Annotated in this window: 15 protein-coding genes; 8 read left to right on the top strand and 7 right to left on the bottom strand. The window is 70.2% G+C overall.

Annotated elements, in window-relative coordinates; genetic code table 11:
• Window positions 1-821, top strand: an 821-nt coding sequence (locus ACFW2E_RS04325) for an acyl-CoA dehydrogenase family protein (RefSeq protein ID WP_384461146.1), incomplete at its 5' end; no start/stop codon positions are given.
• Window positions 821-1,786, top strand: coding sequence for an acyl-CoA dehydrogenase family protein (locus ACFW2E_RS04320; RefSeq protein WP_384461144.1), 966 nt, complete (start codon window positions 821-823; stop codon window positions 1,784-1,786). The genes ACFW2E_RS04325 and ACFW2E_RS04320, both read left to right, overlap by 1 nt.
• Here the strand turns inward: ACFW2E_RS04320 and ACFW2E_RS04315 are convergent.
• Both ACFW2E_RS04315 and ACFW2E_RS04310 read right to left on the bottom strand, forming a co-directional pair.
• Window positions 1,761-3,413 carry a cytochrome bc complex cytochrome b subunit gene (locus ACFW2E_RS04315; RefSeq protein WP_384461141.1) on the bottom strand — a complete coding sequence of 551 codons (1,653 nt, stop codon included), beginning with the start codon at window positions 3,411-3,413 and terminating at the stop codon, window positions 1,761-1,763. The genes ACFW2E_RS04320 and ACFW2E_RS04315 overlap by 26 nt on opposite strands.
• 74 nt (window positions 3,414-3,487) lie before the next feature.
• Window positions 3,488-4,210 carry a vWA domain-containing protein gene (locus tag ACFW2E_RS04310; protein WP_384461138.1) on the bottom strand — a complete coding sequence of 241 codons (723 nt, stop codon included), beginning with the start codon at window positions 4,208-4,210 and terminating at the stop codon, window positions 3,488-3,490.
• A 100-nt stretch (window positions 4,211-4,310) separates the two neighbouring features.
• Between ACFW2E_RS04310 and ACFW2E_RS04305 the strand changes: the two genes are divergently transcribed.
• Together ACFW2E_RS04305 and ACFW2E_RS04300 are read left to right on the top strand one after the other, a co-directional pair.
• Window positions 4,311-5,195 carry a rhomboid family intramembrane serine protease gene (locus tag ACFW2E_RS04305; RefSeq protein WP_384461135.1) on the top strand — a complete coding sequence of 295 codons (885 nt, stop codon included), beginning with the start codon at window positions 4,311-4,313 and terminating at the stop codon, window positions 5,193-5,195.
• Between the two features lie 26 nt (window positions 5,196-5,221).
• The gene (locus ACFW2E_RS04300; protein ID WP_384461132.1) at window positions 5,222-6,115 is read left to right on the top strand and encodes a chitosanase; all 894 of its coding nucleotides are present in this window, start codon (window positions 5,222-5,224) and stop codon (window positions 6,113-6,115) included.
• Window positions 6,116-6,135: 20 nt separating this feature from the next.
• Here ACFW2E_RS04300 and ACFW2E_RS04295 read toward each other — a convergent pair whose 3' ends face one another.
• A complete protein-coding gene (locus ACFW2E_RS04295) occupies window positions 6,136-7,161 on the bottom strand; it encodes a glycoside hydrolase family 113 (RefSeq protein WP_384461129.1) in 1,026 nt (341 codons plus the stop codon).
• Window positions 7,162-7,196: 35 nt separating this feature from the next.
• On the bottom strand, window positions 7,197-9,044 hold the full coding sequence (locus tag ACFW2E_RS04290; RefSeq protein ID WP_384461126.1) for a DUF2334 domain-containing protein: 1,848 nt from the start codon (window positions 9,042-9,044) through the stop codon (window positions 7,197-7,199).
• A 388-nt stretch (window positions 9,045-9,432) separates the two neighbouring features.
• Here ACFW2E_RS04290 and ACFW2E_RS04285 point away from each other — a divergent pair, with 388 nt between their 5' ends.
• The 3 genes from ACFW2E_RS04285 (at window position 9,433) to ACFW2E_RS04275 (ending at window position 12,683) form a co-directional block, all read left to right on the top strand.
• Window positions 9,433-10,677, top strand: coding sequence for a glycosyltransferase family 2 protein (locus tag ACFW2E_RS04285; RefSeq protein ID WP_384461123.1), 1,245 nt, complete (start codon window positions 9,433-9,435; stop codon window positions 10,675-10,677).
• Window positions 10,678-10,803: 126 nt separating this feature from the next.
• Window positions 10,804-11,967: a non-hydrolyzing UDP-N-acetylglucosamine 2-epimerase gene (gene wecB, locus ACFW2E_RS04280; protein WP_384461120.1), complete on the top strand. Its 1,164-nt coding sequence runs from the start codon at window positions 10,804-10,806 to the stop codon at window positions 11,965-11,967.
• Window positions 11,964-12,683 carry a calcium-binding protein gene (locus ACFW2E_RS04275; protein ID WP_384461117.1) on the top strand — a complete coding sequence of 240 codons (720 nt, stop codon included), beginning with the start codon at window positions 11,964-11,966 and terminating at the stop codon, window positions 12,681-12,683. Before wecB ends, ACFW2E_RS04275 begins: the two co-directional genes overlap by 4 nt.
• A gap of 95 nt (window positions 12,684-12,778) precedes the next feature.
• On the opposite strand, the gene ACFW2E_RS04270 is transcribed toward ACFW2E_RS04275, so the two are convergent.
• The 3 genes from ACFW2E_RS04270 to ACFW2E_RS04260 all read right to left on the bottom strand — a co-directional run bounded on the left by ACFW2E_RS04270 (window position 12,779) and on the right by ACFW2E_RS04260 (window position 19,947).
• A complete protein-coding gene (locus ACFW2E_RS04270) occupies window positions 12,779-14,242 on the bottom strand; it encodes a glutamate synthase subunit beta (RefSeq protein WP_384461114.1) in 1,464 nt (487 codons plus the stop codon).
• Window positions 14,235-18,836 carry a glutamate synthase large subunit gene (gene gltB, locus ACFW2E_RS04265; RefSeq protein WP_384461111.1) on the bottom strand — a complete coding sequence of 1,534 codons (4,602 nt, stop codon included), beginning with the start codon at window positions 18,834-18,836 and terminating at the stop codon, window positions 14,235-14,237. The genes ACFW2E_RS04270 and gltB overlap by 8 nt, the downstream gene beginning before the upstream one ends.
• A 379-nt stretch (window positions 18,837-19,215) precedes the next feature.
• Complete coding sequence (locus ACFW2E_RS04260; protein WP_384461108.1) at window positions 19,216-19,947, bottom strand: VIT1/CCC1 transporter family protein; 732 nt, start codon at window positions 19,945-19,947, stop codon at window positions 19,216-19,218.
• A 226-nt stretch (window positions 19,948-20,173) separates the two neighbouring features.
• On the opposite strand from ACFW2E_RS04260, the gene ACFW2E_RS04255 reads away from it, so the two are divergent.
• On the top strand, window positions 20,174-20,819 hold a 646-nt coding region (locus ACFW2E_RS04255), incomplete at its 3' end, for an ADP-ribosylglycohydrolase family protein (RefSeq protein ID WP_384461105.1).

The raw sequence follows: 20,819 nt of genomic DNA, 5'->3' as shown, positions 1-20,819 counted from the left end.
CCAACCGCGCGCGCGGCCTCCCTTCGACGCCCCCGGGCGTGGTGGTGGGGGCGCTGGGCGGGGGGGAGCCGGCGCCCGCCCCCAACCTGGCCTCCCTCACCTCCCGGGCCGTGCGCACGGACGGCGGCTGGCTGCTGAGCGGACAGAAGACGTGGTCGTCGCGGGCGGCCTTCGCCGACCGTGCCTTCGGCCTGTTCCGCAGCGATCCGGACGCACCGAGACCCCACCAGGGCCTGACCTACCTCATGTTCGGCCTGCGGGCACCCGGTGTCACGGTCCGCCCGATCGGCCGCCTGGACGGAAAGCCCGCGTTCGCGGAGCTGTTCCTGGACGAGGTGTTCGTGCCGGACGAGGACGTGATCGGTGAACCCGGCTCGGGCTGGCGGATCGCGATGTCGACGGCCGGCAACGAACGCGGCCTCACCCTGCGCTCCCCCGGCCGCTTCCTCGCCTCCGCGGGCAGGCTCCTCGGCCTGTGGCGGGCACAGGGCCGCCCGGAGGCCGCGCGCGCCCGGGTGGCGGACGCCCTGATCGGGGCGCGCGCCTACCAGTTGTTCACCTATGCGGCCGCCTGCCGCTTCCTTGACGGCGAGTCCCTCGGCCCGGAGTCCAGCCTGAACAAGGTGTTCTGGTCCGAGTACGACCTCGCGCTGCACGAGACGGCACTCGACCTGCTGGGCGACGAGGGCGAACTGGCCGGCACGGACTGGGCGGAGGGCTATGTCTTCTCCCTCGCCGGTCCGATCTACGCGGGCACGAACGAGATCCAGCGCGACATCATCGCCGAGCGCCTGCTCGGCCTGCCGAAGGGACGCCGCTGATGCGCTTCCTCCTCGACGCCGAGCAGCGCGCCTTCGCCGGCTCCCTGGACGCGATGCTCACGGCCTCGGACACACCGTCGGTCGTACGGGACTGGAGCCGCGGGGACCACACGAGCGGCCGGGCGCTGTGGTCCCGGCTCGGGGCGGCGGGGGTGTTCGGGCTCGCGGTGCCCGAGGAGTACGACGGTCTGGGCCCGCGGCCGGTGGAACTCGCGGTCGCCTTCGTGGAGCTGGGCAGGCACGCGGTGCCCGGCCCGCTGGTGGAGACGGTCACGGCGGCCGCGCTGCTCACCGAGCCCGGCCCGGCCAAGCGGTTCCTCCCCGGGCTCGCTTCGGGCGGGACGATGGCGACGGTCGCGGCCTCCCCGTCCACGGGACACGCCCTGGACGGAGACGCGGCGAGCGTCCGTCTGGTCCTGGCCCCCGACGGTCTGCGGCTGTCCCCGGCCGCCGGCCCGGTGCGCCCCTCCCTCGACCCCGCCCGCCGCCTCACCCCCCTCGCCCCGGGCGGCGAACTCCTCGCGTCGGACCCGCCCGTGGAACATGCCCTGGCCTGGGCCCGGCTCGCCACCGCCGCCCAGGCCCTCGGCGTCGGTCTCGCGCTCCTCGGCAGAACCGTCGCCCACGTCCGGCAACGCACCCAGTTCGGCGTGCCCATCGGCTCGTTCCAGGCGGTGAAGCACCGGCTTGCCGACGCGAGGACGGCGCTGGAGTTCGCCCGCCCGCTGCTCTTCGGTGCCGCGCTGACGATGCACCCGGCGGATGTGGCGGCCGCCAAGCTGAAGGCGTGCGAGGCCGCGTACGCCACGGCCCGCACGGCGCTCCAGCTGCACGGCGCGATCGGGTACACGGCCGAGTACGACCTGTCCCTGTGGCTGACCAGGGCCCGCGCGCTGCGCACGGCCTGGGGCGGTCCGGACGAGTGCCGGGACCTGGTTCTCAGTGGTGGTGGTCGCCTCGGGTGAGTTCCCGGTACTCCTCGCGGGTCGGCTTCGGGATGCGTGACCCGGGCCCGAACATCACCCGGGCGAGCCGTTCGCGCACGCGCTGGGACACGGTGACCGGCCGCCGCACGCCGTTGGCGTCCTCGCGGGGCCCGATCTCGTAGGGCGGGTGCTGCTCGTGCTGGGTCAGGACGAACAGCCGGTCCTGCGCGAGGGGTTCGTGGATCTCGACGTACTCGCCGTGGGGCAGCCGTTTGATGCGGCCCGTCTCCCTGCCGTGCAGCACCTTGTCACGGTCCCGGCGCTGCAGTCCGAGACAGACCCGCTTGGTCACCACGAAGGCGGCGACCGGCACGACGAAGACGGAGACGCGCACGAACCAGGTGATCGAGTTGATCGAGAGATGCAGATGGGTGGCCACGATGTCGTTGCCGCCGCCGATCAGCAGCACCACGTAGAGGCTCAGCCAGGCCACGCCCAGCCCGGTGCGCACGGGCACGTTGCGCGGCCGGTCCAGGACGTGGTGCTCCCGCTTGTCGCCGGTGACCCATGCCTCGACGAAGGGGTAGAGGCCGAGGGCCAGCAGGATCAGCGGGAAGAGCGAGAACGGGATGAAGACGCCCAGCTCCAGTGTGTGGCCCCAGGCGTCGATCTCCCACCCCGGCATCACCCGGATCAGGCCCTCGGAGAAGCCGAGGTACCAGTCGGGCTGGGCGCCCGTGGTGACGAGGTCCGGCCGGTAGGGCCCGAACGCCCACACCGGGTTGATGCTGGCGATGCCGCCCATCAGCGCGAGCACGCCGAAGGTGAGGAAGAAGAAGCCGCCCGCCTTGGCCATGTAGACCGGCAGGAAGGGCATCCCGACCACGCTCTTCTGGTCCCGTCCGGGCCCCGGGTACTGGGTGTGCTTGTGGTGGAAGACCAGGATCAGATGGGCCACGACCAGGCCCAGCATGATTCCGGGCAGCAGCAGGACGTGGATCGGGAAGAGCCGCGAGATGATGTCGTGGCCGGGGAACTCCCCTCCGAACAGGAACATGGAGAGGTACGTCCCCACAATCGGGACGGACAGGATCGCGCCGTCGGCGAACCGGATGCCGGTGCCGGAGAGCAGGTCGTCGGGGAGCGAGTAGCCGGTCAGGCCGGTGATGATGCCGAGCAGCAGCAGGGTCCAGCCGAAGAGCCAGTTGAGCTCGCGCGGTTTGCGGAAGGCGCCCGTGAAGAACACCCGCATCATGTGCACGAGCATGCCGGTGACGAAGACCAGGGCCGCCCAGTGGTGGATCTGGCGGATCAGCAGACCGCCGCGCACGTCGAAGCTGATGTGCAGCGTCGACTCGTACGCCTTGGTCATGACGATGCCGTTGAGCGGGCCGTAGGAGCCGTGGTAGACGACCTCGGCTCCGCTCGGTTCGAAGAAGAGCGTGAGGTAGATGCCGGTGAGTATCAGGACGAGGAAGCTGTAGAGGCAGACCTCGCCGAGCATGAACGACCAGTGGTCCGGGAACACCTTGCGCATGTTGGCCTTGGCCAGCGCGTAGAGCCCGAGGCGTCCGTCGGCCCAGTCGGCGAGCTTCTCGCCCTTGCCCGGGGGCTCGTCCCGGTGTGCGGCCGCCCTTTCGCCCTTCCCAGATCGTGCGCCGTCCATGCGCCGTCGCCTCCCCGTCGGATGTCCCTCAGGGTGACACGGCGGTTCGGCCGAGCCAACGGGGCGGACACGATCTATGTCCGTACGATCCCGCGCGCCCGCGCGGCCGCAAGCCACTTCGGGAACTCGCCCACCAGACGGTCGTACAGCTCGGCGTCGGACACCCGCCGCGGGTCCGAACCGGCATGGAAGAAGCCGGCGTTGTCCACCACCCGCTTCTGCGGCACGGCCAGTTCGTCCAGTTTCCGCAGGAAGTCGAACTGTCTGCTGTCCGGATCGCCGAAGCCGACGAACTGCCAGAACAGCGGCAGGGGCGCGGCCTTGCACAGGTACCGTTCCGCGGCGAGCTTGTTGATCGGGCCGCCGTCGGTCTGGAAGACCACGAGGGCGGGGGCGGTGGAACCGCTGTCGAGGTAGTGGTCGATGACGGCGTCCATCGCCAGGTGGTAGCTGGTCTTGCCCATGTGGCCCAGGCCGGACACGATGCGCTCGATGCGTCCCTGGTGCTCGGCGAGCGCGATGTCGGTGACGGCGTCCACGTCCGTGGAGAAGAACACGACCGGCACGCTGCCGTCGTCGTCGAGGTGCGCGGACAGTCCCAGCACCCGGTCGGCGAGCGCCTGGACGCTGCCGTCGCGGTAGTAGGGCTTCATGGAGCCCGAGTAGTCGACCACCAGGTACACGGCGGCCCGCTGTCCGTCGAGCCCGTGCTTCGTCAGGCAGACCCCGGCGGTCCTGTACAGGCTGACCAGCGCGGGCGCGGTCTCCTGAACCTTGCTGAGACTGATCGCAACCATGGCCCCAACCCTCCCACAGCCGCCGCGGTTCGATATTTTGTTCGCCGCCGTCCCCACCGGCTGCCCTGTTGCCACCTCTCACCTCACCGAGGAGCCGGCCGTGGATGCCGAGTCCCCCGAGTCCACCGTCACCACCTGCTACCGCCATCCGAAGGTGGAGTCGCACGTCCGCTGCACCCGCTGCGACCGGTACATCTGCCCCGACTGCATGCGCGAGGCCGCCGTCGGCCACCAGTGCGTGGAGTGCGTGAAGGAGGGCGCGCGGTCGGTGCGGCAGGCGCGCACCACGTTCGGCGGCCGGATCACGGCGGTGCCGATGGTGACGTACACCCTCATCGCGCTCAATGTGCTCGCCTACCTCGCCGAGCTGGTGCGCCCGTCGGTCGTGCACCGGTTCGACATGCTGGGGACCGTGCCCGACGGCTATCTGCCGGAGGGTGTCGCCCACGGGGAGTGGTATCGGCTGCTGACGGGGGCGTTCCTGCATCTGCCGCCCACCGGGGGCACGTTCGGGATCCTGCACATCGTGATGAACATGGTGTCGCTGTGGAACCTGGGCCGGGTGGTGGAGACGCAGCTGGGCCGCGTGCGGTTCACGGCCCTGTACCTGCTGTCGGCGCTGGGCGGTTCGGTCCTGGTGCTGCTGATCGCGCCCGAGACGCCCACGCTCGGCGCGTCCGGCGCGATCTTCGGGCTCGGCGCCGCGTACTACGTGATGGCGCGGCGGCTGGGCGCCGACATGAGCGCCGTCAACCGTTTCATGACCGGTCTGCTGCTGTGGCTGGTGTTCTCCGCGTGGGTCACCTCCTGGCAGGGGCACCTCGGCGGTCTGCTGTCCGGCGGCGTGGTGGCGCTGGCCTACGCGTACGCGCCCCGGGACCGGCGCCGGAACCTCGTCCAGGCGGGAGTGTGCCTGGCGCTGCTGGCCCTGCTGGTGGTGCTGACGATCGCGAAGGCCACCGAACTGAGCGGGGCCGTCGCCTAGTTTTCCCCGGCCGTACGCTGTGCGCCATGAAACGCGCCGGTCTCCTGCTCTTCGCCGCCGTACCCGTCGTCGTCACGGCGACGGTGTACGTGCTCGCGCCCGCACACTCCGGGACCAAGACCGCGAGCCGTCCCTCGGCGGCGCAGCAGGCCCGGCAGGACGCCAAGGCGAAGGCCGTGCGTTCCGAGGACGACGAGGTGATCGCCGACCTGCCGCCCGGCCTGGCCGCGCCCGCGAAGAAGGAGCTGGCGCAGCGGATCGTGGCGAGCGCGGAGAACTCCACGCTCGACTGGCGCAGCGCCTACGGCTACATCGAGGACATCGGCGACGGCCAGGGCTACACGGCGGGTGTCATCGGTTTCTGCACGGGCACCCACGACCTGCTCACCCTGGTCGAGCACTACACCGCGGCCCACCCGCACAACGGGCTGGCCCGCTATCTGCCCGCGCTGCGCAAGGTCGACGGCACGGACTCGCACGAGGGACTCGACGGCTTCCCGGCCGCCTGGAAGGCCCAGGCCCGGCTGAAGGCCTTCCGCCGGGCGCAGGACGAGGAGCGCGACCGGGTCTACTTCGATCCTGCCGTCCGCCTCGCCAAGCTCGACGGACTCGGCACGCTGGGCCAGTTCGTCTACTACGACGCGATGGTCTTCCACGGCCCGGGCACCGGCCCGAACGGCTTCCACGGTCTGCGCGAGCGTGCCCTGAAGGAGGCCGACACCCCCTCCGAGGGCGGCAGCGAGAAGGAGTACCTGGACATCTTCCTGGATGTCCGCCGCAAGGCCATGAAGACGAAGAAGCCGGGCATCGACACCTCCCGCATCGACACGGCCCAGCGGCGGTTCCTCTACGACGGCAACCTCGGCCTGGACACTCCGCTGGAGTGGCGGGTGTACGGGGAGCCGTACCGGATTCCGTAGGGAGCCGGAAGGTCAGCGGTTCATCCGGCCCACTTCCGGCGCAGCACCTCCTCCGCCGGCTTGCCGTGCGGGCTGTAGGCCAGGCGTGCCGGCGTCTCTCCGCTGTCCGGCCAGTCGTCCCACATCCACCAGCAGACGCCGGCCCACCACCTACGGCCCTCGAAGGAGTCGAGGAGCGCCCGGTAGGCGGCGGCCTGTTCCGCGTCCGCCCGCAGTGCGCTGACGGTCCAGGAGTACGGGGCGGTGGTGGTCCCGCGCTGGCTGACGTAGCCGGCCTCGGTGAACAGGATCCGCCGGTGCTGCTGTGCGGAGTATGCGGCGAGCTGCTGCCGGATCGGGCTCCAGGCCCGGTCGAGGATGGCCGGGTCGGTGGTGGGCTTCTCGGCGAGGGGCCAGTAGGCGTCGATGCCGATGAGGTCGAGGGCCTTCCAGAAGTGGATGTGCCGGTACTCGTCGTAGTTGGCGGCGTAGGTCAGCGGGCCGTCGTAGTGGCCGCGGACCTCCTTGATCACCTCGGTCCAGGCGGTGGTGTCGCCGGAGACCCCGGCGAGTTCGGTGCCGACCGCGAGCTGTTCGGCCCCGGTGTCCGCGGCGATGTCCGCGTAGTGCGTGATGAAGCGGCGGTAGGCGGCGAACCAGGCGGTCCGGTCGCGGGGGCGGATCCCGGCGCGGTCGAGGTCGCCGGGCAGGTCCACGTGCGGCTTGATCATCACCTTGAGGCCGGCCGCGTGGGCCCGCTTCACGATGCTGCGCAGGCTCGCGTCACCGGCGGTCTCGTCGGTGGTGTGCAGGGCGGAGTCGGTGACGCGCTTCTGGTACCAGGTCGGGGTGAAGGTGACCCAGCGTGCCCCGGTGGCCCTGATTCCGCGCAGATAGCGGGGGGCGGCCGGGCTGTCGTAGTCGGTGCGGTACCACGAGGGCAGGGTCATGCCGCGCATGGTCGAGGTTCCCGCCTCGGGACGGGAGGCGGGCGTGCTGCCGTGGGCGGGCCCCCTGCCCGCGCCGGTGGACACGCATCCGCTGACGGCGAGGAGGACCGCCGCCATGACGGCGACGGTCCTCCTCCTCGGGGCGGGCGCCGTCACAGCGCCGCCGGGCTGACGAAGGTGTAGCCGAGTGCCTTGATGCCGTCGATCGTGTCCTTCAGCGGCTGCACCGGGTAGTACGGGTGGTAGAAGAAGCTGGCCACTCCGTCCCGTACGGCCAGGTTCGCCTTCGCCGACGCGATGAGGTCGGCGGGCTGGCGCGCCGGGTGGTTGTTGTAGGCCTCCGGCTCGTAGTTGCCGATGTTCTCGGGCAGCACCTTGGTGCCGTACACGTCCTTCACCACGTACGGGAAGAACTGACCGATGAACCGGTTCGGGTCCGACGAGGTGCCGCTCAGCGTCCCGGCGAAGTAGAGCGAACGCTCCAGCCGCGCGGTGAAGTTGGCGCTGAAGACCTTGTAGTCGGCGGCCGAGCCCGCGTAGTGCGGGGTGGTCCACAGCGCCGGCTTGGGCAGGCCCGCCAGGGTGAACTGGAGGAGCGCGCTGGTGACCCGGGTCTGCGCCCACAGGGCGGAGTCCTCGGCGACCGGGCCGTCGTAGACGACGTTGTCGGCGGCGTCTACGTGTGCCCGGTAGAACTCGAAGTCGTCACCGGTCACGCCGTCGTAGGGGTTGGCCACGTTGCCGTACTGGTGCGTGTACCCGTGGTCCATCAGGACCGCGCCCCTCGCCAGCATGTACTTGAGCGCGCTGACCACCTGCGGCCGCTGGGCGAGCGTGATCGTCTGCGGTACACCGTTGCTGTAGGTGCCCTTGGGGTCCGTGTAGACGGGGATCACGTTGATGCCGTACGGGATGTTCTGCGAGTAGAGGTAGTCGGCCATCGAGCGCAGCTCGGCGGGATCCGAGTCGGGGCTGATGTCCTCCAGGCGCACCATCGCCCGGTGCCGCTCGGCGGTGGCCGGGGCGAGGGCGTCGAAGAGCATGTCCTCGAAGGCGATGACGCGGTCGCTCTCGGAGACGTACGCGAACGGGATCTCACCGATGTAGGTGAGATTGGACGAGCGCACGCCCCAGCCGAAGGTGTGCCCGTTGCTGCTGTCCAGGCCCTCGGCGACCCGGGTGACGGCCGGATACCCGGCGCCCGTCGAGACGTTGGGGCGCAGCACACCGCCGTCCTGCCCGGCCGGCACGGTGCGGGTGAGCGTCTGCCCCCGGTACGTCACCTGTGTGACGTTACCGATCGACCCGCCGTCCTCGTAGTACGACGTCGTCGGATCCCAGCCGTACTTCTGCGTGAACTGGGCTACGCCGACGGAGTTGGCCATGTTCCAGACGTTGGCGCCCATCCAGATCACCGGCTTGGTGCTCGACGCCGCGTCGGAGTAGAACGCGGCCGGGATGACGTCCGGGACGCTTCCGCCGTAGTAGGTGGAGCCGATGTAGATCACGGCCGAGTACGAGTTGATCATTCCGGCTGTGTACTGCTGGACCGGCTTGGACGTCACCGTGCCGAAGTGCCCGGCGAGGTTGGCCGTGGCCATCGCGTACAGCTCGCCCAGCTGCCCGTACGGGCCGGTGGTGTCGTACAGGACGAGGGTGGTCGGGTTGGCGTCCGCGGCTGCGTCCGCCGGGGCGAGCAGAGCCGCCTGCCGGGTCACCGCGGTCGCGGTGCGGAGCCCGGAGACGGCCGTGGACGCGAGTGCGTGCCGGACGGTCTTCGGGCGCGGCCGGGCGCGCCGGGCCTCGTCGGCACTGAGCTGTGCCTTCGCCCAGCCCGCGAGGTCGACCCGGCCCATTCCCGACCTGGGGCCGGCGGACTCGCCCCGATGGCGGTGTCCCCCGGCGGCCTGCGCGTTCGTGGCCAGGAATGTGCCGCTGAGCAGAGCGGCCACGAGCAGTAGTACGACGGAAATCCTGTTGCGTGCCCGTTTCGGGTTCACACGTCTCACGATCTTCCCCCCACTTTGCCAAATGATTGACAAAGCATTTGGCGACAGGAAGGCACCGATTCTTCGCGAGGATCGCGAAGGCTGTCAAATGCGCTCCGCGACTCTCGGAAGGTCTGCTAAGTTCGCCACCGCGCGTTGGGGACGCGCACTGAATATGGGGGGACAATGTACGGACGACCCGCCCTGGGGGCCCTATTGCCCCTGGCAGGAGCGATGGCCGCACCGGAAGCAATACCAGGCCTACCTTTGGCCAAAGCGCTACAGGCGATGGCTGGGGCCGGATTTATGTTCTATTGCTTGACGGCCGGTCTCATACTGCTGGCCCGGATACCCCTGCGACGCCGGGGAAACAGGATGCGGTCCCATATCGGGGGCACTCGTGATCGTTGAGTCACTCCTGTGGTCGAGCATCGCACTGATCATCCTGGCCGGCTGTTACAACACCAGTCTTTTTCTTCTCTCGCGACGCAGAATTCGCCGTTCCCGGATCGACAGGAGAGAACGGTTCTATGTATTTCTGCTGGCATGCCTGAACGAGGAGAAAGTACTTTCGGAAAGCCTGGCGCGCATCACTTCTCTGCCCGCCGGGAATTTCATGGCCCTCGTCATAGACGACGGCTCCGACGATCGCACCAGTGAGATCGCGCTGGCCGCGGACCCGCACCTGGTCCGGCTGCACCGGCGCACTCCGCCGAACGCACGCCGGGGCAAGGGTGCCGCGCTCAACGACGGAGTGCGGCACCTGCGGGAGTCCGGCCTGCTCGCCGGCCGTGATCCGGCGGACGTGGTGCTGTGCGTGGTCGACGCGGACGGGCGGCTCGACCCGCATGTCGTGCAGTCCGTCGACCCGTACTTCGACGACCCGCGCACGGGCGCGGTCCAGGTCTGCGTCCGTATGTACAACCGGCACCAGGGCCTGCTCGCCCGAATGCAGGACATGGAGTTCGTCGTGTACGGCGACGTCTTCCAGAGCGCCCGGCGCTTCATAGGCAGCGTGGGCATGGGCGGCAACGGCCAGTTCATGCGGCTGTCGGCGCTCGACACGCTGGACGGGGACGGCCCGTGGAGCGACAGCCTCACCGAGGACCTCGACCTCGGGGTGCGGCTGATCGCCAAGGGCTGGACCAACATGCACTGCACCACCGCCGCGGTCTCCCAGCAGGCCGTGCTCAGCCTGCGGCGCCTGGTCCGGCAGCGATCCCGCTGGTTCCAGGGGCACCTGCAGTCCGCCGGTCTCGTACCGCTCATCCTGCGGGACGTGCCGACACGTCCGGCGCTGGACATGCTCTACCACCTGTCCAGCCCGGTCCTGATCCTGCTGACCTCGCTGCTGCCCGTCTCCTTCCTGGTCGCCCTGGGCGCCACTGTGGTGGCCTCCGTCCAGGTGGGCCACGCGCTCGTGTCGCCCATGTGGCTGCTCGGGCCGTACGTCCTCTCGTTCACGGCCGCCTACACGTACGGCTTCGTGTACTTCAAACGTGAGCGGGAGCTGGGACTGGTGCGCTGTGTGCTCCTCGCCCATGTCTTCGTCTTCTACGGCTACATCTGGTTCGCCGCCGGCTGGTGGGGGTTCTGGCGGATGCTCACCGGCAAGCAGACCTGGCTGAAGACCGCGCGCACCTGAGGACCGCACGCACTCCGTCGCCGCTCCTCGCCGCTCCTCGCCGCTCCTCGCTTCTTCTCTCATCTTCCGTTCTTCCGTTCTTCCGTGCCTTCGCACGTTCTTCCGCATGCCCTAGGGGGGCCTTCCATGTCCACACCTCCGTCCGCCACGCCCGTGCGCGCCATGCTCGTGCTCGGTACCCGGCCCGAAGCGATCAAACTGGCGCCGGTGGCACGGGCGATGGCCGACAGCGAGCAGTTCGAGCCGATCGTCGTCACGACCGGCCAGCACCGCGAGATGCTCCACCAGATGCTCGGACTGCTCTGCGTCGACGTACGGATCGGCCTCGACGTGATGCGCAGCCGGCAGCAGCTGTCGGAACTGACCGCGCGCCTGGTCGGCGAGCTCGGCGAGGCCATGCGGGACCAGCGGCCCGACCTGGTCGTGGTGCAGGGGGACACCACCACCGCGCTGGCCGGCGCCCTGGCCGCGTTCTACGAGAAGATCCCGGTCGCCCACGTCGAGGCGGGGCTGCGCACCGGGGTCATCGACAACCCCTTCCCGGAGGAGCTCAACCGCAGCCTCATCGGACGCATCGCCCGCTGGCACTTCGCCCCCACACCGCGCGCGGCACGGCATCTGACCGACGAGGGGATTCCGGCGGAGCAGGTGTTCACCACCGGCAACACGGTGATCGACAACCTGCTGTGGGTGCTGGCCGAGGGCACCGGCACCTCCGCGTTCCGCACCGGTGACCGGCGGGTCCTGGTGACCCTGCACCGACGGGAGAACCAGGGCGAGCGGATGCGCGGGATGGGCCGTGCGCTCACCCGGCTCGCCGAACGCGGGGACGTGGAGATCGTGCTGCCGCTGCACAAGAGCCCCGCCGTACGGGACGCGCTGCTGCCCGAACTGGAGGGCCACAGCGGCATCTCGCTCGTCGAACCGCTCGACTACCTGGACTTCGCGGCCACGCTGGCCGAATGCGACCTGGTGCTCACCGACTCCGGCGGCATCCAGGAGGAGGCCCCGAGCCTGAGCAAGCCCGCGCTGGTGTTGCGGACCACCACCGAACGTCCGGAGGCGGTCGAGGCCGGGGCGGCCAGGCTGATCGGCACGGAGCCGGACGCGATCGTGGCCTGGGCCGGGAAGCTGCTGGACGATCCGGCGGAGTACCGGCGGATGGCCACCGCCGGCAACCCGTTCGGCGACGGACTGGCCGCCGCCCGCGTACTGGCCCAACTGGCCGAGGACTTCGCCGCCGATGTGCCCGTCGGCCTCACCGCGTCCGGGCCATACTCGACCGCATGACCCAGTCACCCCTGCGCCCCGTCCGCCGGATCCCGTCGGTCCCGTACGGGCGCAGGGGCCGCCTCCTCACCTCGCTGGCACTGGCGCTCGCGCTGGCCGCGCTCCTGTCGGTCGCCGTGAGCCGGTGCCGGGGCGCCGAATCACCGCCGCCCAGGCCCTGGATCGACGGCACGACCCACGGCCGCTGGCTCTCGGTGTTCAACGGCCACGGCACCAACGTGGGCGACGACGACTCCCTGTCCCTGTCCCCCAAGGTCGCGGAGGACCCCGGTACCACGCACGCGGGGCTCGTGGTGAGCACCGCCTCGTACGGCGACGTGCGGTACGAGGCACGGATGCTGACGGTGGCGCAGCTGCGCGACCCCGACCCCAACCCGTGGGAAGTGCCCTGGCTGGTCTGGGCGTACACCGATCCGGAGCACTTCTACTACATCACCCTCAAGCCCAACGGCTGGGAGCTGGGCAAGCGCGACCCCGCCTATCCGGGGGGCCAGCGCTTCCTGGCGACGGGGCGTACGAAGTATCCCGTGGGCGACTGGTACACGGTGCGGGTGGAGCAGCGGGGCGCGGTGCTCGCGGTGTCGGTGGGCGGGAAGCCGCTGGTCACCTTCACGGACGCGGAACGCCCGTACAACCAGGGCAAGGTGGGGGCGTACACGGAGGACGCGACGGTGAAGTTCGAGGGGCTGCAGGCGAGTTCGGGCCCGAAGGGCTGAAAAGGCGGCAGCGCCCGCCCAGTCCGGTCGGGGACTGTGGGCAGGCGCCACCAGTGTTCCGTACGCCTTTGTACGGGACGTTCTTCGGTGAACCGTCAGACCATCAGGGCGCGGTCCGTCGGGCGGATCGGTGCCGGCAGCTCGCTGGCGCCGGTCAGGAAGCGGTCGACACCGCGGGCGGCCGAGCGGCCCTCCGCGATCGCCCACACGATGAGCGACTGGCCGCGGCCGGCGTCACCGGCCACGAACACGCCCGGCACGTTGGTCTGGAAGTCGGCGTCACGGGCGACGTTGCCGCGCTCGTCGAGGTCCAGGCCGAACTGCTCGACCAGGCCGTTCTCCCGGTCGGTGCCGGTGAAGCCCATGGCGAGGGTGACCAGCTGGGCCGGGATCTTGCGCTCGGTGCCCGGCTTCTGGGTCAGCTTGCCGTCGACGAACTCGACCTCGACCAGGTGCAGCCACTGGACGTTGCCGTCCTCGTCGCCCTCGAAGTGGGTCGTCGAGACGGAGTAGACCCGCTCGCCGCCCTCCTCGTGGGCGCTGGTCACCTTGTAGAGCATCGGGAAGGTCGGCCAGGGCTGGGCGACCGGGTTCCGCTCGTCGCCCGGCCGGGGCATGATCTCCAGCTGCGTGACGGAGGCCGCGCCCTGGCGGTGGGCGGTGCCCACGCAGTCGGCGCCGGTGTCGCCACCGCCGATGACGACGACGTGCTTGCCCTCGGCCGAGATCGGGGCGGTGACGTAGTCGCCCTCCTGGACCTTGTTGGCCAGGGGCAGGTACTCCATCGCCTGGTACACGCCCTTGAGTTCGCGACCGGGGACCGGCAGGTCACGGGCGGTCGTGGCGCCGGCGGCGATGACGACCGCGTCGTAGCGCTTCTTGAGGTCGGTCGCCTTGAGGTCGCGGCCGATCTCGATGCCGGTGCGGAAGCGGGTGCCCTCCGCGCGCATCTGCTCGATGCGGCGGTTGATGTGCCGCTTCTCCATCTTGAACTCGGGGATGCCGTAACGCAGCAGGCCACCGATGCGGTCGGCGCGCTCGTACACCGCCACGGTGTGGCCCGCCCGCGTGAGCTGCTGGGCGGCGGCCAGGCCCGCCGGGCCCGAGCCGATGACGGCGACCGTCTTGCCGGACAGGCGCTCGGGCGCCTGCGACGCGACGTCACCGGTCTCCCACGCCTTGTCGATGATCGAGACCTCGACGTTCTTGATGGTGACCGGCGGCTGGTTGATGCCCAGCACGCACGCCGACTCGCAGGGGGCCGGGCAGAGGCGACCGGTGAACTCCGGGAAGTTGTTGGTCGCGTGCAGGCGCTCCGAGGCGGCCGCCCAGTCCTCACGGTAGGCGTAGTCGTTCCACTCGGGGATCAGGTTCCCCAGCGGACAGCCGTTGTGGCAGAACGGGATGCCGCAGTCCATGCACCGGCTGGCCTGCTTGCTGATGATCGGCAGCAGGGAGCCGGGAACGTAGACCTCGTTCCAGTCCTTGAGGCGTTCGGCGACGGGACGGGACTCGGCGACCTGACGGCCGTGGTTCAGGAAGCCCTTCGGGTCAGCCATTGATCGCCGCCTCCATCATCTTCTCGTGGGTCTCGGTCTCGGAGAGACCGGCTCGCTCGGCGGCGTCCTTGGCGGCGAGCACTGCCTTGTACGTGCTGGGGATGATCTTGCTGAAGCGGTCGACCGCCGTGTCCCACTCGGCCAGGAGCTTCTCGGCGACCGTCGAGCCGGTCTCCTCCTGGTGGCGGCGCACCACGTCGTGCAGCCACTGCTTGTCGGCGTCGTCCAGCGCCTCGACGGCGTCGAGGTTGCCGGCGTTGACGTTGTCGCGGTCGAGGTCGATGACGTACGCGACACCGCCGGACATGCCGGCCGCGAAGTTGCGGCCGGTCTCGCCGAGAACCACCGCGTGACCGCCGGTCATGTACTCGCAACCGTGGTCGCCCACACCCTCGGAGACCACCAGCGCACCGGAGTTGCGGACGCAGAACCGCTCGCCCGTACGACCGCGCAGGAACAGCTCACCGCCGGTCGCGCCGTACGCGATGGTGTTGCCCGCGATCGTCGAGTACTCGGCGAGATGGTCGGCCGCCCGGTCGGGACGGACGATCACACGGCCGCCGGAGAGTCCCTTGCCGACGTAGTCGTTGGCGTCGCCCTCCAGGCGCAGCGTGATGCCGCGCGGCAGGAAGGCGCCGAAGGACTGGCCCGCCGAGCCCGTGAAGGTGATGTCGATGGTGTCGCCGGGCAGACCCGCGCCGCCGAACTTCTTCGTCACCTCGTGGCCGAGCATGGTGCCGACCGTGCGGTTGATGTTGCGGATCTGGACCTGGGCGCGCACCGGCTGGGCGTCGTCGGCGCTGGACGCGGACAGGGCGTCCGCGGCGAGCTTGATCAGCTCGTTGTCCAGGGCCTTGGCCAGGCCGTGGTCCTGCTCGACGATCTGGTGACGCACCGCGCCCTCGGGCAGCTCGGGCACGTGGAACAGCGGCTCCAGGTCCAGGCCCTGCGCCTTCCAGTGGTCGACGGCACGCGTGACGTCGAGCGTCTCGGCGTGGCCGACGGCCTCCTCGATGGAGCGGAAGCCCAGCTCGGCGAGGATCTCGCGGACCTCCTCGGCGATGAACTGGAAGAAGTTCACCACGTACTCGGCCTTGCCGGAGAAGCGGTCGCGCAGCACCGGGTTCTGGGTGGCGACGCCGACCGGGCAGGTGTCCAGGTGGCAGACGCGCATCATGATGCAGCCGGAGACGACGAGGGGAGCGGTCGCGAAACCGAACTCCTCGGCGCCGAGCAGCGCGGCGATGACGACGTCACGGCCGGTCTTCAGCTGGCCGTCGGTCTGCACGACGATGCGGTCGCGCAGGCCGTTGAGCAGCAGGGTCTGCTGGGTCTCGGCGAGGCCGAGCTCCCAGGGGCCGCCCGCGTGCTTGAGCGAGGTCAGCGGCGAGGCGCCGGTGCCGCCGTCGTGGCCCGAGATCAGCACCACGTCCGCGTGCGCCTTGGAGACACCCGCGGCGACCGTGCCGACGCCGACCTCGGAGACCAGCTTCACGTGAATCCGCGCCTGCGGGTTCGCGTTCTTCAGGTCGTGGATCAGCTGCGCCAGGTCCTCGATCGAGTAGATGTCGTGGTGCGGCGGCGGGGAGATCAGACCGACACCCGGGGTCGAGTGACGGGTCTTGGCCACCCACGGGTAGACCTTGTGGCCGGGCAGCTGGCCGCCCTCGCCGGGCTTGGCGCCCTGGGCCATCTTGATCTGGATGTCGTCCGCGTTGACCAGGTACTCGGAGGTCACACCGAAGCGGCCGGAGGCGACCTGCTTGATGCTGGACCGGCGGGCCGGGTCGTACAGGCGCTCCGGGTCCTCGCCGCCCTCACCGGTGTTGGACTTGCCGCCCAGCTGGTTCATGGCGATGGCGAGGGTCTCGTGCGCCTCCTTGGAGATGGAGCCGTACGACATGGCGCCCGTGGAGAAGCGCTTGACGATCTCGCTGGCCGGCTCGACCTCGTCGATGGAGATCGAGGGACGGCCCTCGGGACCGGTCTTGAAGCCGAACAGGCCGCGGAGCGTCATGAGCCGCTCGGACTGCTCGTTCACGCGGTCCGTGTACTTCTTGAAGATGTCGTAGCGGCCGGTGCGCGTGGAGTGCTGGAGGCGGAAGACCGTCTCCGGGTCGAACAGGTGCGGCTCGCCCTCGCGGCGCCACTGGTACTCGCCGCCGATGTCCAGCGCGCGGTGCGCGGGAGCGATGCCGGAGGCCGGGTAGGCCTTGGCGTGGCGGGCGGCGACTTCCTTGGCGACGACGTCGATGCCGACGCCGCCGATCTTGGTGGCGGTGCCGTTGAAGTACTTCTCGACGAAGGCCTCGTCGAGGCCGACGGCCTCGAAGACCTGGGCGCCGCGGTAGGAGGCGACGGTCGAGATGCCCATCTTGGACATGACCTTCAGGACGCCCTTGCCGAGCGCGTAGATCAGGTTGCGGATCGCGGTCTCGACCTCGATGCCCGGCAGGAAGGTGCCGGCGCGGACCAGGTCCTCGACGGACTCCATGGCCAGGTACGGGTTGACGGCGGCGGCGCCGTAGCCGATGAGCAGGGCGACGTGGTGGACCTCGCGGACGTCACCGGCCTCGACCAGCAGGCCCACGTGGGTGCGCTGCTTGGTGCGGATGAGGTGGTGGTGGACGGCCGCGGTGAGCAGCAGCGACGGGATCGGCGCGTGCTCGGCGTCCGAGTGACGGTCCGACAGGACGATCAGGCGGGCGCCGTTCTCGATGGCGGCGTCGGCCTCGGCGCAGATCTCGGCGATGCGCGCGGCGAGGGCGTCACCGCCGCCGGAGACCCGGTACAGGCCGGAGAGGGTCGCGGCCTTGAAGCCGGGCATGTCGCCGTCGGCGTTGATGTGGATGAGCTTGGCCAGCTCGTCGTTGTCGATGACCGGGAAGGGCAGGGTCACGCTGCGACAGGAGGCCGCGTTCGGCTCCAGCAGGTTGCCCTCCGGACCGAGCGAGGAGCGCAGCGAGGTGACGAGCTCCTCGCGGATCGCGTCCAGCGGCGGGTTGGTGACCTGTGCGAACAGCTGGGTGAAGTAGTCGAAGAGCAGGCGCGGGCGCTCGGAGAGGGCCGCGATCGGAGAGTCCGTGCCCATGGAGCCGATCGGCTCGGCGCCGGCCTTGGCCATGGGCGCCAGGATGACGCGCAGCTCCTCCTCGGTGTAACCGAAGGTCTGCTGGCGGCGGGTGACCGAGGCGTGGGTGTGGACGATGTGCTCGCGCTCGGGCAGGTCGCCGAGCTCGATCTCGCCGGTCTCCAGCCAGTCCGCGTACGGCTGCTCGGCGGCGAGGGTCGCCTTGATCTCGTCGTCCTCGATGATGCGGTGCTCGGCGGTGTCGACGAGGAACATCTTGCCGGGCTGCAGGCGGCCCTTGCGGACGACCTTGGCGGGGTCGATGTCGAGGACGCCGACCTCGGAGCCGAGGACGACGAGGCCGTCGTCGGTGACCCAGTAGCGGCCGGGGCGCAGACCGTTGCGGTCGAGCACGGCGCCGACCTGGGTGCCGTCGGTGAAGGTGACACAGGCCGGGCCGTCCCAGGGCTCCATCATCGTGGAGTGGAACTGGTAGAAGGCGCGTCGGGCCGGGTCCATGGAGTCGTGGTTCTCCCACGCCTCCGGGATCATCATCAGCACGGAGTGCGGCAGCGAACGGCCGCCCAGGTGCAGGAGTTCGAGCACCTCGTCGAAGGACGCCGAGTCGGAGGCGTCCGGCGTGCACACCGGGAAGATGCGCTCCAGGCCCTTGTCGCCGAACAGGTCGGAAACCAGCTGCGACTCGCGGGCGCGCATCCAGTTGCGGTTGCCCTTGACGGTGTTGATCTCACCGTTGTGCGCGACGAAGCGGTACGGGTGCGCGAGCGGCCACGACGGGAAGGTGTTCGTGGAGAAGCGCGAGTGGACGAGCGCGACGGCCGACGCGAAGCGGCGGTCGGACAGGTCCGGGAAGAAGGGCTCCAGCTGGCCGGTGGTCAGCATGCCCTTGTAGACGATCGTGCGGGCCGAGAGCGACGGGAAGTAGACACCGACCTCGCGCTCGGCGCGCTTGCGCAGCACGAATGCCTTGCGGTCCAGCGCGATGCCCTCGCTGGCGCCGTCGGCGACGAAGACCTGCCGGAAGGCCGGCATGGTCGAGCGGGCGGTGGCGCCCAGCAGCTCGGGGGCGACCGGGACCTCGCGCCAGCCGAGGACCGTCAGGCCCTCCTCCGCGGCGATCGTCTCAATGCGTGAGACGGTGTCCTGGGTCTCCTCCTCCGGCAGGAAGGCGATGCCCACGGCGTACGAGCCCGCCGCGGGGAGGTCGAATCCGGCCACCTCACGGAAGAAGGCGTCGGGCACCTGCGAGAGGATGCCCGCGCCGTCGCCGGAGTCGGGCTCGGAACCGGTGGCGCCGCGGTGCTCCAGGTTGCGCAGAACCGTGAGTGCCTGCTCGACCAGCGCGTGGCTCGCCTGTCCGGTGAGGGTGGCCACGAAGCCGACGCCACAGGCGTCGCGCTCGTTGCGGGGGTCGTACATACCCTGCGCAGCAGGGCGAGCATCCATGAAGGACCAGTTCTGGCCATTCGCGGAATGCTGGGACGGCTGGCGCGGCGTACGCATCGGCTCTCCCGTCGTCGTCATGTGGCATGTGCGGTGCCGAGGGACGACGTTGGCCCTCTGCGGAGTGCAAAATTTCGTGCAGGTTACATGATGGAGGGGTTCACGGGAACCGGATACTCCGTTCCAGCATGCGGACGCCAGGGGGTGTGGCGAGGGTGCCGCGCGCGGGCGGCGGAGGTATGTGGGGACCGAACCGGCCAAGATCGATCAGATCGGTGTCGGTCGGCCCGAAGGGCGGGGGGAGCGTCGTCGCCCCGTCCCGCGGGTGAGCAGCAGGCGTCATTGCCCGCAGCGCTTACGGCTCATGCCCAGTGGTTAAGCATTCGAAACCAGCGGGTAACGGCTACTTATACGGCCCATCGCATAGGTAGCGGTCGTCCTATCCTACGGCTGTTCCGAACAGACTGCCCAGGGCGTAGGTCACACCGGCCGCGGCGCCGCCGAGCGCGAGCTGCCGGAGCCCGCTGAACCACCAGGTGCGGGCCGTCACCTTGGCCACCACGGCGCCACAGCCGAAGAGTCCGGCGAGGGCGAGCAGCACGGCGGGCCACAGCGCGGTCGCGCCCAGCAGGTACGGCAGCACGGGGAGCAGGGCTCCCAGCGCGAAGGAGCCGAACGACGACACGGCCGCGACCAGCGGCGAGGGCAGATCGCCAGGGTCGATGCCCAGCTCCTCGCGGGCATGTATCTCCAGGGCCTGCTCGGGGTCCCTGGACAGCTGCCGGGCCACCTCACGGGCGAGTTGCGGTTCGACACCGCGAGCCTCGTAGAGGGCGGCGAGCTCCTTCTCCTCGTCCTCGGGGTGCCTGCGCAGCTCGCGCCGCTCGACGTCCAGTTCCGCCTCGACGAGCTCACGCTGCGAGGCGACCGACGTGTACTCGCCCGCCGCCATGGAGAAGGCACCCGCGGCAAGTCCGGCGAGGCCGGTGATGACGATCGTCTGATGGCCCACGGAGCCGCCCGCGACGCCGGTCAGCAGGGCGAGGTTGGAGACCAGGCCGTCCATGGCACCGAAGACGGCGGGGCGCAGCCAGCCCCCGTTGACGTCCCGGTGCGTGTGGTTGTCGCGGTGCGCCTCGTGCAGCGGCGCCTCGGTGTCGATGATGGCCATAAGGGTCCCCCAATGAGCTTAGGCAAAGCTAACTCTAGACTATTTCTATATTTCGACAGCACCGAACCTACGCCTCGTATTTCCGTTCCGCCAGCAAGGAAAGGCTGGGCTAACCTGCGGCTTTATCTCACGTTGCTCATCCGAGTATTTACATGCACATATGTCGACCGGGTGATGTCGGCCTTCCGGATGCGCAGACGGGGCGCTCGGGTGGCACACATCCCGCATGGCATCGATCGCGGTCGTCCCCCCGGTCCCGGCGCCGGGGGACGCCTCCGAACTCCGTGGACGGGCCCGCGGCGCCCTGCTCGGCCTCGCCGTCGGAGACGCGCTCGGCGCCCCGGCAGAGAACATGAAGCCCTCCGAGATCCGCGCCCGCTGGGGCCGGATCACCGGGTACGTCGCCGAACGGCCGTCCGGCACGGACGACACCGAGTACGCGATCTTCTCCGGGCTGCTGCTGGCCCGGCACGGCTCGGCGCTCACGCCGGCCCATGTGGAGGCGGCCTGGCACCAGTGGATCGCCGACCGCGACGAGGGCCCCTTCCGCGGCGCGGGTTTCAGCGAGCGCGGCACCCTGGAGAACCTCCGCCGGGGTCTGGCCGCGCCCATCTCGGCCCAGCACCGCCACGCCTGGAGCGACGGCCTCGCGATGCGGGCGGCACCGTTCGGGGTGTTCGCGGCGGGCCGCCCCGCGGAGGCGGCCCGCCTGGTGGCGATCGACGGCTCGGTCAGCCACGACGGCGAGGGCATCTACGGCGGCCCGGCGGTGGCGGCCGGGGGGGCGGCGGCGATGGCGGGGGCCCCGCCGCGCGCGGTCGTCGCCTCGGCCCTGGCGGTGGTCCCCGACGACTCGTGGACGGCCCGCTCCC

The sequence above is a fragment of the Streptomyces sp. NPDC058964 genome (assembly GCF_042741275.1).
Lineage (GTDB): Bacteria > Actinomycetota > Actinomycetes > Streptomycetales > Streptomycetaceae > Streptomyces.
This window is presented reverse-complemented; position numbering and strand designations above follow the sequence as displayed.